Origin of the sequence: Pseudomonas sp. 008, from assembly GCF_016861935.1 — a bacterium.
Lineage (GTDB): Bacteria > Pseudomonadota > Gammaproteobacteria > Pseudomonadales > Pseudomonadaceae > Aquipseudomonas.
The window spans coordinates 154539-168113 of record NZ_BOMA01000005.1 but is presented as its reverse complement, the minus strand read 5'-3'; the positions used below and the strand labels follow the sequence as shown (position 1 = coordinate 168113).

Genomic DNA, 13575 nt, shown 5'->3' with positions numbered 1-13575 from the left:
AGCAGAAGGCCCTGTTTGCTGAAGAGACCTCTCAGAGGTCAATGGAAAAATCGGAATATTCCTTCATCCTGCCGTAGGGAAGCGCAGTCTGTGACAAGCCGGCCAACGCGTGCAAATCATCAAGCAGCGCCATCGCCGGCCTGCTGGGCGCATTGCCAGGCACGTCGACTACCGCAGCGATCATGCTCTGCCTCTACCGTCCCGGCACGACTGTATATCCGGTACGTGAAGCAGCATTGCCAGTCGCTCACCGTAACTTTGCTTTTTCCCTCTTCAAACATTCATCCATAGCTCTTTCTTGCACTGCTGATACCTTGTTTTGAGGTTGATAGAGTCCCGACACGGTTGTATATCCGGTGCGTGAAGCGGCATTGTCTTTCGCTCCCTGTAACTTTGCTTTTTCCGCCTTCAAACATTCATCCATCGCTCTTTCTTGCTCTGCCGATACATCGATTTGAGGTCCGCTGGTGTCATAACTTGGCGCGTCGTTTTTAATGGTGTCATCCTTCAATGGCTCCAATGAGCTAGTAATGCCGCTTGAACTGCTGTCGTCTGTTTTAGTTTCAGTCGCAGCCTGGCTTGAGTTCTGACTGACAGGGTTTTCACTCGATGTAACGGTGTTTGCGGTGGGGGGCTCGCTAGCTGTGCTAGGTTTCAGAGGGAGGGTAGCGGGAGCGGAGACGGTGTCTACTCTAACGGTTGACTTATTTTTCTTAGTCGATTTATTGCTGTTTTTTTGCGTTTTCTTAGCCATTGAAAAAGCAGAGTTTAGTTCTTTTTTGTTCTTGTGAATAAGGCTGTCTATCGGCACATAGCTAATAATTTGGTTGGGCTTTCTTTTAATATTTGAATTATAAAATTTCACTTGCTTCTGCGTTAGCTGGATATCGGCAACAGGCGACAATCGAACGAGGCCAAAAATCGCCTCGCGAGCAATAGCGTATGTCAGTTGATCAAGGCTGTAAGAAAAACTATTACTGGGTTTTGGTATGGCAGAGGATGGTGCTATTAATTCAATGGCACTGTCATGCCTGGAGAGTATTTTTCCTGCTGCTAAATCTTTATATGTGTAAACAACATTGCATTTCGATCGAGTCCCGCCTCGGGCGTTGCTTATAGATACTGAAGATATTTCTGTACTGATTTCAATGCGGCCGCTGTAATGTCCAAATTCGATAAAGCGATCACTGTTATGAATTTCTTTCTGGGTCGCATCCTTGATGGCATTTCCCCAGTTTGAAATTTGTAATTCGCCTGAAAAGTTATTGTCTATATCTACATTTTCTTTGGTTTTTATTTCTGCAGGAAGCACAATAACATCTACGTTGTATGCAAGGTCATAATAGTCAATATCAGGAACAATGCTCTTGTTTCTTTCGCTTGAGACTTCTGAATAATTTCTTATGCTGGCACAACTCGTCACTCCGAAAAAGCTAAAAGCCAGCACGAGTAAGGCAGTTGTTTTTTTTATCGACATGTTACCCTCCCATAATTATTGATTAAGGGCTTGCGTTGTCGTTGGCGCATAACAATGATTGGACCGAATTCGGCGGTAACGAAATAATAGAAGCCTCTAGATAACTCTGCGCTACCAATTCAGATATTTTTAAAAGTCTATATAAATCATAGGCTTATATTTCACGCCCAACCCCTCAGCTGTAATCGCGCGACTTCTGTTTTTTTGACGTCAATATCCTGTTGGCTCAGATTGATCCGCAGGAGTAGGTGAAGTTCAAGACGGTATCTACGGTCACCAACTGCCTGTGCTCAACCAGTTCAGGCATATAACAGGGAGCCATGAAATCAAGGCTCCACCACTGGTCTTTCGGATCATTCTTTCCTGACAAGGGATCAGAGGACTGGCAGCCGTGTTCAAACTGAATGTCCGCCCCCCGGGAGAGATGAAATCCGGTCCCATTACTCTGGCTTCAACAGCATCTCTACCCATCACCGACTACACTTTCTCCAGCCAGTCCGGGCAATCGTCCGGGGGCACACTCCAGGAGGAATCATGACAAGGAAAAATGTCTCCAGCCCTGAACCCCCAGCAACCGAAGCCAACGTGCTGTTGAGCCCGCCCGACATAGCTGCTCTCGCCGAGATATCCATCACTGATCCTGACAAAATGCACCCAGCGTGGATCAAGGAGCAGTTTCCCGAGTACGTGGACCCGCATGCAGGCCATGAGGCCAGGACGGTTCGCGAGATTAACCACAAAGGGCACGTTGTCCGGATCGTGACTACCTATCAGGTGGAGGTGGATGGCGCTCCGGTCCAGGCGCATCTGTTTGTGGACGATGCTGGGCAGGTCCATACGCACGCCACTCCATTCGTTTCTTACGGATCGGCTCTCGATTTGATGACAGCGGTGATCGATGCCTATCCCGAGTCTTTCGCCAAGAGCGATGGCGACGGGAAAGAGCACTCCGACCATCCCGTCCACCATGATCACGGAGCACATCATGATCAGGTCTAATGCAGTTAAAGATCTCGCGGCGCTCCAGAAATACGTCGAAGGGGTGAAGCGGCTCAAGGACCCCGTGCAGAATCCCTGGCCTGGGCAGGCCAATCTCTCGATTTATGACTCCTTGGTGGCTTGGCACCACCGAGCCATGATGATTTCAACGCCTGCGGGCCAGATGGCCAGGAATGCTGCGCATGGAGGCCCGTCATTTTTACCGTGGCATCGCTACTTTCTCGTGCGGCTGGAATCGTTGCTTCGCAAAGCGGTAAACGACCCACACTTTCGAATTCCGTACTGGGACTGGAACACTGACGCGGAACTTCAGGACCCCAGGACATCAGTCATCTGGTCGAATCAGTACCTTGGACAGTTCGTGGACGGGAAGTGGCGGGTACGACTGATGGGTGACGGCCGCACCATGGAACTGGGTCGGGTAAACCGCCCTCTGGTGCGTTATCTGGGTGGAGATGGAGCACTGCCCAGTCGAGCCAATGTACGCAAGGTCATCCAGGAAAATACCGTGTATGACAAAACACCCTACGACGCGGCGCAATCCACCGGTGGTGCGCGCAACTCCATCGAGGGATGGGCGGGCAAAGAGCGCATTCATAACAACGTCCATGTGTGGGTCGGCGGTGACATGGGGTTGTCGTCTTCGCCAAACGACCCGGTGTTCTTTCTGCATCATTGCAATGTCGACCGACTCTGGGCTGCATGGCAAGCGAAGCATCCCACCGCCGCTTACGTACCTGACGCAGCGGCTCCCGATACGCTCAAGTTCCATCGGATCGATGATCCGATGTACAGCCCTTTTCCGGAAAAGGTGACACCTCGAGATGTTCTGAATTACAGCCAGTACTACAAGTACGACACTTTGAGCGACCTGCTTTAGGCAGCATCAAGCGGGGGAGCCTCTAGTCATACTGAACGCCTGCTCTTGCAGACTCGTTTGTATCAACGCAGCCAATTGTCGGGGGGCAGGCGCCAAGTGTTCTGCTCCTCGATGAAGTACATAGCCGAGGGTCGGCAACGAGGGTAGACCGGCAATCACGGCGAGATGCGCTGGCAGCCCAATGCGAGTTCGCAATGTGAGGCCCAAACCGGCCGCAACGGCCGCCCAGATTCCACCAACGCTGGGGCTGGTCAGCGCGATTCGCCAGGGAATCCGCGCCTCATCCAGTGCCTGGGTTGCCGCGCTGCGTAACACGCAAGGGGCGTCGAACATGATCAATGGCAGGGGGGAATCGACAGAGCCGTTGATGGGGGGCGCGTCACGAGGCCCGATCCAGTGCATCTGCGTTTCACCCAGGTGCGTGGCGTAGGGGGATTTGTGCCCTGTGTCCCAAGACAGGGCCAGGTCCAGGCCACCGCTGTCGATCAATGCAAGCAGTTCGGTATTACGCGCGATCCTGACTTCGAGGCTCACCATCGGGTACATCTTGATGTAGCGTCGCAGAATGTCGCTGAGAAAGTGTTCGCCAAAGTCTTCCTGAAGCCCCAGGCGTACCGTGGCGGCGGTCTGGCTTTCGTGCAGGGTCTGGAAAATGCTGTCGTTCAATTCAAGCAGTCGGCGTGCATGGCTGAGCAGGGTTTCACCCACCGGCGTCAACACCAACCCTCGACCGGATTTTGACAGCACTGGCGTGCCTACCTGTTCCTCAAGCTTCTTGAGTTGTGCGCTTACGGCAGACGTCGAGCGATTGAGCCGATCCGCCGCCTTGGCAAAGCTGTTGAACTCCACACCGGTCACGAAAGTACGCAGCACATCAAGATCGAAGGTCGGACGGCGCATCGAATCATCCATTAATTCGGGACTAAGGCCGCTATTAAATCTGATATTCGGAATGATCGCGACTTGATAGTTTTCCCCGGTCAGTTGGATTTTCAGGAGTAGGTCTTAATGCCATTTGCCCGTATTTCACTGCACCGGGGAAAGTCTGCCGAGTATTTACAGGCCCTCTCACAAGGGCTGCACGACGCCTTGGTAGAAAGCTTCGAAGTGCCGATGGCCGACCGGTTCCAGGTCATTCACCAACACGAAGTGGGCGAACTGATCTTTGACCCCAACTACCTGGGCGGTCCGCGCAGCCATGACTTTGTGTTGATCGCGATTACTGCCGGTCGCCCTCGAGACATCGAGACGAAACAGCGTTTCTATCGCAACCTGGTCGAGAGACTGGGCCGAGCGCCGGGCATCGATTCTGAGGACGTGATGGTGGTGATTACCACGACCGCGGCAGATGAGTGGTCGTTTGGTGGCGGGCGGGGCAACTAGTTCCTACGCGGTTGTGTGTAAAACACCTGACGCCGTGGTGTCCACACAGATGAGTCAGGCAGGGTGCCAAAACAAACAAGGGATATCGAGTGGTTACGTCAACGGGCGAACTGGCGATACGTCAGATATCAGCGCTTTCTCCGGAAATCCTGATACTGGAAGCGGAGGCCGTTACAGAGGGTTTCAGGTTTCTCACGCGCTTGGTTGCAGATTGGAAAAACGGGTCGAATCGATTCGATCAACCAGGTGAATGTCTTTTGGGAGCCTTCCGCAACGGGCAACTGATGGCCATCGGTGGTCTTTCATATGATCCATATGCCGGGTCGGATATCGGGAGACTACGGCGGGTATACGTCGCGCGCGCATCAAGGGGCCAGAATGTGGGTAAAGCTCTGGTGGAGCGGCTTCTGGAATATGCGGCTCAGAGATTCCGTGTCGTGCGCCTATCCACGGATACCCCAGAGGGATCGGCATTTTACCTTCGCTGCGGGTTCCAACAGATACACGATGATTTTGCGACTCATGTGAAGTCATTAGTAGACGCCACATAACCAGGGCGACGTGTTTAAGATCAAAAGATCGCAGCCTTCGGCAGCTACAGGGGGCGTGAATCGCGGATCTGATCCGTATTTTTCTTGGCTATCTGCATCTGTAATGGGATCAGCCTGCGGCTCACAATGACGGCACGGTCAGCAGTGGTGGTAACCGCTGCACCGCAAACTCATAGCGTAGGAGGCCCCATGGGCAAGATGGCAATTTTCCTGGGTGGATTTCTGGTGTTGACCATTTTGATTGGCGCGCTGGCCACGATTTCTCCCGTTTAGTCTCGTCCTGCGATCAGCAAAAAGCACAACGCCTCCACACATGGAGGTGTTGGTTTTCTTCGGACAAGCTGATGGCAGAGGGGGATCAAGACCGCTTCAACGAATATGCTTGGAATAGGCCGCCTTAAGTGCCTCGGATACAAGGGCAATCAGTATCGGGGTCGAGCTGGACTGCATGTCTCTGCCGATGTCAGTTCGCCGCTCCAGCACTTTGCCAGCGTATTTGGATGCCTGGCCTTCAGACGCGAGTGATAACAGCTCTTCTTCAGTAAAAGACTTCTCATAAGCCGCAGCAAGATTTTGATTCCATTTCGGCTGGTACTGCGGAAGTAGTGCGTCAATTTCGCTCGATACGGCACTGTGTGCTTTTTCACTTCCTAACTTTTCAATGAGCATCGCAAAGGTTTGCGTCTTCTTTGCCGCCAACAGTGCCAGTGTTGGCAGGCTGTCACCCACATGGGTTTGAGCAACAAAAGCGAGCGCTGTCTTATGCGCAAGTACTTCAGCAGTGACCGTGGTGGACAACACGATGGGCGCTACGAATGCGACCGCGACACACAAAGACCTCATCAATTGATCTGGCTCCTTCGGTTCGCCACGTCGGTGATGCACCACTGCGATTAGGTGGTTTAATCGCAATCACACAGAGAACCCTAGTTGGGAAAAACCTTTGTCGCTAGTGCTTTGGTTCCACTTGGGATTGAACCTGAGGGCCAAGCCATAAAAAGCCCACTGAACCAGTAACGGTCAGTGGGCTTTTTTCACACTGGATTGAGTGCCGGCATCACCTCAGGTCAAACCGGTCCAGATTCATCACCTTGACCCAGGCCGCCACGAAGTCGTTCACAAACTTCTCCTTCGCGTCGTTGCTGGCATAAACCTCAGCCAACGCCCTCAGCTGTGCATTCGAGCCAAACACCAGATCAACACGCGTCCCTGTCCATTTGAGATCGCCGGTTTTGCGGTCGCGTCCCTCGAACTCTTCATTGGCCTGCGACACCGGTTTCCATTCCACGCCCATGTCGAGCAGGTTTTTGAAGAAGTCGTTGGTCAACGCTCCCGGTTGCTTCGTGAACATGCCGTGTTGGGTTTGGCCGACGTTGGTGTTCAGCACGCGCAGGCCACCAATGAGCACGGTCATTTCCGGCGCGGTGAGGGTCAGCAGCTGTGCCTTGTCGATCAGCAGTGCCTCGGCCGGTACGCGATAGCGGGTTTTGAGGTAGTTGCGGAAGCCATCGGCGGCGGGTTCGAGGTAGCCGAAGGATTCAACGTCCGTTTGCTCTTGCGAGGCGTCCATGCGTCCCGGTGTGAAAGGCACCGTGATGGTATGGCCGGCATTTTTTGCCGCTTGTTCGACGCCGGCACAACCGGCCAGCACGATCAGGTCGGCCAGGGAGATTTTCTTGCCGCCGGTTTGCGCGCTGTTGAACTCGTTCTGGATGCTTTCGAGTTTCGCCAACACGCTCGCCAGTTGCTCAGGCTGGTTGGCCTGCCAGGATTTCTGCGGGGCCAGACGCAGGCGTCCGCCGTTGGCGCCGCCGCGTTTGTCGGAGCCGCGGAAGGTGGAGGCCGCTGCCCAGGCGGTCGATACCAGTTGCGAGACGGTCAGGCCGCTGGCCAGGAGCTTGCCCTTGAGTGCGGCGATGTCGCTGTCGTTGACCAAGGCATGGTCGACCGGCGGGATCGGGTCTTGCCACAGGAGTACTTCGTTGGGCATTTCCGGGCCGAGGTAGCGGGTGAGGGGGCCCATGTCGCGGTGGATCAGTTTGAACCAGGCGCGGGCGAAGGCGTCGGCCAACTGATCCGGATTGGCGAGGAAGCGCCGCGAAATCGGCTCATAGATCGGGTCGAATCGCAGTGACAGGTCCGTGGTCAGCATGGTCGGATTACGCCGCTTGGACGGGTCGTGAGCATCGGGAATGATGCCCGCGCCGGCACCACCTTTCGCCGTCCACTGGTTGGCACCCGCCGGGCTCTTGGTCAGTTCCCACTCGAAGCCGAACAGGTTTTCCAGGTAGTTGTTGCTCCACTTCGTGGGCGTGGTGGTCCAGGTCACTTCCAGGCCGCTGGTGATGGTGTCGCCGCCTTTGCCGCTGCCGAAAGTGCTCTTCCAGCCCAGGCCCTGTTGTTCAAGCCCCGCGGCTTCGGGCTCGGGACCGACGTTGTCGGCAGGGCCGGCACCGTGGGTTTTACCGAAGGCATGGCCGCCGGCGATCAGTGCCACGGTTTCTTCATCATTCATCGCCATGCGCCCGAAGGTTTCGCGGATGTCTATCGCCGCAGCGACTGGGTCCGGGTTGCCTTCCGGGCCTTCGGGGTTGACATAGATCAGGCCCATTTGCACGGCGGCAAGCGGGTTCTCCAGGTTGCGTTCGCCGGGTTGTTGCGTGGCTTCTTTGTCTTTGCCGTAGCGGACGTCACCGCCCAGCCACGTGCTTTCGGTGCCCCAGTAGACGTCTTCATCCGGTTCCCAGACGTCTGGCCGACCGCCGGAAAAGCCAAAGGTCTTGAAGCCCATGGACTCCAGCGCGACGTTGCCGGTGAGGACGATCAGGTCAGCCCAGGAGATGTTGTTGCCATACTTTTGCTTGATCGGCCAAAGCAGCCGGCGCGCCTTGTCGAGGCTGACGTTGTCCGGCCAGCTGTTGAGCGGGGCGAAGCGCTGCTGACCGGAGCCGGCACCGCCACGACCGTCACCGACGCGGTACGTGCCGGCGGCGTGCCAGGCCATGCGAATAAACAGTGGCCCATAGTGACCGAAGTCCGCAGGCCACCAGTCTTGCGAATCAGTCATCAGTGCATGCAGGTCTTGCTTGACCGCCGCAAAGTCCAGTTTTTTGAACGCTTCGGCGTAGTTGAAGCCCTCGTCCATGGGGTCGGACAGGGGCGAGTGTTGGTGCAGGATCTTCAGATTCAGTTGGTTCGGCCACCAATCGCGGTTCGTCGTGCCACCGCCAGCGGCGGCGTGATTGAACGGGCATTTCGATTCATTTGCCATGTATGCGCTACCTTTGGTCGTGTTCATCCGGCTATCCGGCCCGGGGTTGGGCACGCAATAGCGACGAGCGGAATCAATGACATAGGCTGTAGCCGTGCGATCAATTGATCGTCGTGGTCACACGGGAAATCCGGATAGCGGCAATCGAGTTGCCAGCACGGTGGCCCACGGCAAGCCTAGTACGTTTCCTGACTCATTCGTATCTCTTCTCAGGTCTCAACCGGCCGGCTGACGCCAGCGCTCCAGTAAGGGTAGACGCCTATAAAGCAGTCAGCTAATAGGGGGAGTATTGGGGGGTGATAGGGATAGTCTTTTATCTGAGCCGTCGAGATGGAGTCGATCAAAAGGTATGCTGGGCCTTTTTCGTTGACCGCCACCCAAGGATCCACCCGATGTCTTTAAGCAAACGCGATCAGGCACACATCGAACGTCGCCTGGTCGCCACTCTGACCGAGGCGTGCGAAACAGCCAAAGCGGAAATAGTCGGGTTTTGCTGGTTGACCCACGAAATCGATTACGACGCCTTTCCATCAAGCCTGCGGGTGATCTGGGTCTTCGATACGCAGGCCCATAAGGATCAGGCGCTGGCGAGCGGGCAGGGCGAGCGCGTGGTCGAACTGACGGCCGTAGCATTAAATGAAGCGGACGTTCTCGTTAGCCCGGTCGCGGCCCATGTGCAGTTTGATTCTGAGGAGCAATGTCAGCGCGCCAATGGCGGCAACTGGCAGCAACGCCTGGCGTCCAAGCGCTCGACGCGGGGTTGAAACGTGGCCAAGGATATCGAAAATCCGTGTATTTCCGTTTGCCAGTTGAGTGGTGAACTGTGTGTCAGTTGTGGCCGCACCAAGGACGACATCAGAAAATGGAAACGCATGAAGCGTCCGGAAAAAATGGCGGCGGCGCAACGGGCGAGTGTGCGGTTGAAGGGGCTTCAGAAAAGGAAGGGTTGAGGGTTCCTCAGGGCCGCGCACAAACCTCTCGAACACATTCACGCAGCCACCGATGTGCCGAATCGGCATCCATCCGTGGATGCCACAGCATCGAAATGGTGATCGGCGGCAGCTCGAACGGCAGCTCGAAACTGTGCAGGCCGGTGCGCAGGTTTTGGGTGTGTCGGGCAGGCACGGTGGCGATCAGGTCCGAGGCGCGAGCCAGCGCCAGGGTGGCCGAGAAACCGCCGACGACGGTGATGATTTCCCGCTGCAGTCCCAGCGCCTCCAACGCTTCATCCATCGGCCCCTTATCGAGCCCGCGCCGTGAGACCAGGATGTGCCGGCCAGCGGCGTAACGGGAGGTGCTGACCTCGCCTTGGCTCAGCGGATGCCCCGTGCGCACGACGCCGATGAAACGGTCCTCGAACAGCGCGCGGGTGCGCACTTCCGGGCTGGTCGTGCCGCCGACCACACCGGTTTCCAGATCGACGGAGCCGTCGCGAAGTGCGGCGCTGTCCTTGCTCAGCTTCTGCACAAAGTGCAAACGCACGCCGGGGGCTTGCTCACCGGCGCGGGCGATCAGCGCCGGGCCGAAGTTTTCGACGAAACCGTCACTGGTGCGCAGCGTGAATGTTCGAACCAGTTGCTTGAGGTCGAGTTGTTCGGCGGGGCGCAAAACTGCTTCGGCGTCTTGCACCAATCGACTGACGTGCTCGCGCAGTTCCAGTGCTCGGGGCGTCGGTACCAGGCCGCGTCCGGCCCGGACCAGCAGCGGGTCGCCCGTCGTTTCGCGCAACCGCGCCAACGCCCGGCTCATGGCCGACGGGCTCAGCCGCAGTCGTTGGGCGGCGCGGGCGACGCTGCCTTCGGCGAGCAGCACGTCCAGGGTAATCAGCAGATTGAGATCGGGAGTGGTCATGCCGCAACGTTAGCACGGCGCGGGGCCGACATGGCGTCAAACGCATCTATCAAGTGCAAATGCTGCGCCTTCCGCCTTGTCACGCACGGGCATACGCTGCTGCTCTACCTTTCAGACGTGGCCAGACAATGAAATCCATCACTCAATCAGGTTCGGTGCGCTGGTCGCTCGCCAGCCTTTCGCTGTCGATGTTGATGCCTTCACTCGACACCAGCATCGCCAATGCAGGATTGCCGACGTTGGCCGAGGCATTCGATGCTTCCTTCCAACACGTGCAGTGGATTGTGCTGGCGTATCTGCTGGCGATCACCACGCTGATCGTCAGCGTCGGACGGCTTGGCGACATGCTCGGCCGTCGGCGTTTGCTACTGGTGGGCATCGCCATTTTTACCCTGTCATCGCTGGCCTGCGGTGTCGCGCCGTCGCTTGGGTGGCTGGTCGGCGCCCGGGCGGTGCAGGGGCTTGGGGCGGCGATCATGCTGGCGCTGACCGTGGCGTTTGTCGGTGAGACGGTGCCGAAAGCGCAGACCGGCAGCGCCATGGGGGTGCTCGGAACGATGTCGGCGATCGGCACCACGCTGGGGCCGTCGCTCGGTGGGATGTTGATTGCCGGCGTTGGCTGGCAGGCGATTTTTCTGATCAACATACCACTGGGTGTGCTGAACATCTGGCTCGCGTATCGCTATTTGCCGGCGGATGTTCAGCGGGTGAAAGCAGGGCGGGTGGGGTTCGACAAGGCCGGCACGTTGCTGCTGGCGCTGACGCTCGCAGCGTACGCGCTGGCCATGACGATCGGGTACGGTGATTTTGGACCGCTCAATATCGCGCTGCTGCTGGCGGCTGTTTTCGGCGTTGGGCTTTTCATCTTCGTCGAGGCCACGGTCGCATCGCCATTGATCACATTAGCGATGTTCCGCCAGCAGGGATTGAGCGCCAGCCTGGCCATGAGCGCGCTCGTTTCGACGGTGATGATGGCGACGCTGGTGGTCGGGCCGTTTTATCTCTCGGGTGCGCTTGGCCTCGGCACGGCACTTGTCGGTTTCGCCTTGTCGGTCGGCCCGTTGGTGGCTGCATTGACCGGCGTGCCGGCCGGTCGCCTGGTGGACCGTTTTGGCACTCGGCGCATGACCCGTCTCGGACTCGCGACAATGGCGCTCGGCGCGAGTGCTTTATCAATGATGCCAGCGGGGTTCGGCCTCCTCGGTTACCTCGCGCCCATCGCGGTGATCACGGCCAGCTACGCGTTGTTTCAGGCGGCCAACAACACCGCGATCATGACCGACATCCGTCCGGACCAGCGCGGCGTGATTTCCGGCATGCTCAGCCTGTCACGCAATCTCGGCCTGATCACCGGAGCCTCGGTGATGGGCGCGGTGTTTGCGCTTGCCTCGGCGACGACAGACATCACCAGCGCGTCTCCCGCAGCCGTCGCCAGTGGCATGCGGATAACGTTTGCCGTCGCCGTGGTACTGATCAGCCTGGCCCTTGCTGTGGCCCTGTTGCCGAGGGTTTCGGACTGCTGCACTGTGTGCAGTAATGAACTGCAGTGAGCCTATATTGTTCATCTAAAATCGAATACCGATACTGCCTGAACATCGCGCAGTCGACGCTCATGGCGTTCAAGACATGGCTGGAGGCCAGATTTGCAGAGGGGCCGCCTTGGCTGCATGTGGACCGAAGCGAACTAAAACCTATGGGGCACGCCGATTAAATGTGGGAGCGGGCTTGCTCGCGAAGGCGGTGTGTCAGGCAACATCAGTGTTTACTGACACTCCCTCTTCGCGAGCAAGCCCGCTCCTACAGGTTCTGCACCTGACTGCGTTCCTTTTAGTGAGCGCCTCTGATGACAGCCGCTTGCGCCGTACGCAACGCATGCCGATTGCCACGGAACAATACCAGTGTCGCGATCAACCCCAACACCGCCGCACCACTGAGCCAGATCCCCGGTGCTGCCTTGTTGTCCAGCACATGGATCAGGTACGTACAGGCCGCCGGGGTGAAACCACCGAACGTTGCGGTCGCCAGGCTGTAGGCCAGGGAGAAACCAGTCGTACGCACTTCCACCGGCATGATCTCGGTCAGGGCCACCACCATGGCGCCGTTGTACGAGCCATACAGGAACGACAGCCACAGTTCGACAATGAGCAAATGGCTGAAGCTGGGGTTCGCCACCAGCCACGACAGCGCCGGATAAGCCGTGAGGATCGCCAGAATCGTCGCGCCCAGCAGCAGAGGTTTGCGGCCGATCTTGTCGGAAAGCGCGCCCATCACCGGCAGCCAGAAGAAGTTCGACAGGCCGATGCACACCGTCACCAGCAGCGCATCCAGATCCGACAGATGCAGCTCGGCTTTGCCGAAGGTGGGGGTGTAGGCGGTGATCAGGTAGAACGACACCGTGGTCATCACCACCAGCGCCATGCCGGCGAGGACGATGCCGAAGTTCTGACCGATCGAGCGGACGATGTCCCGCAGGGTAGGGCGGTGTTTGCGTGCCTGGAATTCCGGGGTTTCTTCCAGCGAACGGCGGATCACGAAGATCGCCGGCACGATCATGCAGCCGATCAGGAACGGCACGCGCCAGCCCCACTCACCCATTTGGTCGGGGCTCAGCCAATGGTTCAAACCCACGCCGAGCAGGCCGGCGAATACCACCGCGGCTTGCTGGCTGGCGGACTGCCAACTGACGAAGAAGCCTTTGCGGCCCGGCGTGGAGATTTCGGCGAGGTACACCGACACACCGCCCAGTTCCACGCCAGCGGAGAAGCCTTGCAACAGGCGGCCGAACAATACGATCAGCGGCGCCGCGACGCCCAGCGTGGCATAACCCGGCACACCGGCAATCAGCACCGTGCCGGCGGCCATCATCGCCAGCGTGATGATCAGGCCTTTACGACGGCCGTGGCGGTCGATGTAGGCCCCGAGGAAAATCGCCCCCAGCGGACGCATCAGGAAACCGGCCCCGAAAGTGGCCAGAGACAGCATCAGGGAAGCAAACGCGCTATCGGCGGGAAAGAAGGTTTTGGCAATGGCCGTGGCGTAAAAGCCGTAGACCATGAAGTCGAACATTTCGAGAAAGTTACCGCTGACAACGCGAAAAATCGCTTTGCCTTTGCTCGTGCTGGAAGACATTTGTAGATACTCACTCTGGTCAATCTTGTTTGAA

General features: G+C 57.4%; 14 protein-coding genes. 7 read left to right on the top strand and 7 right to left on the bottom strand.

The features are described from left to right. Positions 1 to 31: 31 nt before the first annotated feature. Together JUI81_RS12300 and JUI81_RS12295 are read right to left on the bottom strand one after the other, a co-directional pair. Entirely contained in the window at positions 32 to 184 is a 153-nt protein-coding gene (locus JUI81_RS12300) for a hypothetical protein (RefSeq protein WP_019582069.1), read from the bottom strand. A gap of 63 nt (positions 185 to 247) precedes the next feature. Continuing rightward, positions 248 to 1477 carry a hypothetical protein gene (locus JUI81_RS12295; protein WP_204124337.1) on the bottom strand — a complete coding sequence of 410 codons (1230 nt, stop codon included), beginning with the start codon at positions 1475 to 1477 and terminating at the stop codon, positions 248 to 250. A gap of 534 nt (positions 1478 to 2011) precedes the next feature. Here JUI81_RS12295 and JUI81_RS12290 point away from each other — a divergent pair. After that, the gene (locus JUI81_RS12290; protein WP_204124336.1) at positions 2012 to 2476 is read left to right on the top strand and encodes a hypothetical protein; all 465 of its coding nucleotides are present in this window, start codon (positions 2012 to 2014) and stop codon (positions 2474 to 2476) included. Next, positions 2463 to 3356 (top strand): tyrosinase family protein, encoded by an 894-nt coding sequence (locus JUI81_RS12285; RefSeq protein WP_019582072.1) that lies wholly within the window; start codon positions 2463 to 2465, stop codon positions 3354 to 3356. The genes JUI81_RS12290 and JUI81_RS12285 overlap by 14 nt, the downstream gene beginning before the upstream one ends. 6 nt (positions 3357 to 3362) lie before the next feature. Here JUI81_RS12285 and JUI81_RS12280 read toward each other — a convergent pair whose 3' ends face one another. Continuing rightward, positions 3363 to 4256 carry a LysR substrate-binding domain-containing protein gene (locus JUI81_RS12280; RefSeq protein WP_019582073.1) on the bottom strand — a complete coding sequence of 298 codons (894 nt, stop codon included), beginning with the start codon at positions 4254 to 4256 and terminating at the stop codon, positions 3363 to 3365. 108 nt (positions 4257 to 4364) lie between these two features. Here JUI81_RS12280 and JUI81_RS12275 point away from each other — a divergent pair, with 108 nt between their 5' ends. Beyond that, complete coding sequence (locus JUI81_RS12275; RefSeq protein WP_204124335.1) at positions 4365 to 4739, top strand: tautomerase family protein; 375 nt, start codon at positions 4365 to 4367, stop codon at positions 4737 to 4739. An 89-nt stretch (positions 4740 to 4828) separates the two neighbouring features. Continuing rightward, positions 4829 to 5290, top strand: coding sequence for a GNAT family N-acetyltransferase (locus JUI81_RS12270; protein WP_204124334.1), 462 nt, complete (start codon positions 4829 to 4831; stop codon positions 5288 to 5290). A gap of 369 nt (positions 5291 to 5659) precedes the next feature. On the opposite strand, the gene JUI81_RS12265 is transcribed toward JUI81_RS12270, so the two are convergent. Next, positions 5660 to 6091, bottom strand: a complete 432-nt coding sequence (locus tag JUI81_RS12265) for a hypothetical protein (protein ID WP_239077682.1) — start codon at positions 6089 to 6091, stop codon at positions 5660 to 5662. A gap of 256 nt (positions 6092 to 6347) precedes the next feature. Beyond that, a complete protein-coding gene (gene katG / locus JUI81_RS12260; protein ID WP_204124333.1) occupies positions 6348 to 8588 on the bottom strand; it encodes a catalase/peroxidase HPI in 2241 nt (746 codons plus the stop codon). 365 nt (positions 8589 to 8953) lie between these two features. On the opposite strand from katG, the gene JUI81_RS12255 reads away from it, so the two are divergent. Continuing rightward, on the top strand, positions 8954 to 9325 hold the full coding sequence (locus tag JUI81_RS12255; RefSeq protein ID WP_204124332.1) for a hypothetical protein: 372 nt from the start codon (positions 8954 to 8956) through the stop codon (positions 9323 to 9325). Between the two features lie 3 nt (positions 9326 to 9328). Then, the gene (locus JUI81_RS12250) at positions 9329 to 9511 is read left to right on the top strand and encodes a DUF1289 domain-containing protein (protein ID WP_081626539.1); all 183 of its coding nucleotides are present in this window, start codon (positions 9329 to 9331) and stop codon (positions 9509 to 9511) included. A 7-nt stretch (positions 9512 to 9518) separates the two neighbouring features. Here JUI81_RS12250 and JUI81_RS12245 read toward each other — a convergent pair whose 3' ends face one another. Next, positions 9519 to 10412 (bottom strand): LysR family transcriptional regulator, encoded by an 894-nt coding sequence (locus JUI81_RS12245; protein ID WP_204124331.1) that lies wholly within the window; start codon positions 10410 to 10412, stop codon positions 9519 to 9521. Between the two features lie 128 nt (positions 10413 to 10540). Between JUI81_RS12245 and JUI81_RS12240 the strand changes: the two genes are divergently transcribed. After that, complete coding sequence (locus JUI81_RS12240; protein ID WP_204124330.1) at positions 10541 to 11962, top strand: MFS transporter; 1422 nt, start codon at positions 10541 to 10543, stop codon at positions 11960 to 11962. Positions 11963 to 12239: 277 nt separating this feature from the next. On the opposite strand, the gene JUI81_RS12235 is transcribed toward JUI81_RS12240, so the two are convergent. After that, positions 12240 to 13541, bottom strand: a complete 1302-nt coding sequence (locus JUI81_RS12235; protein ID WP_019582081.1) for an MFS transporter — start codon at positions 13539 to 13541, stop codon at positions 12240 to 12242. Positions 13542 to 13575: the final 34 nt, after the last annotated feature.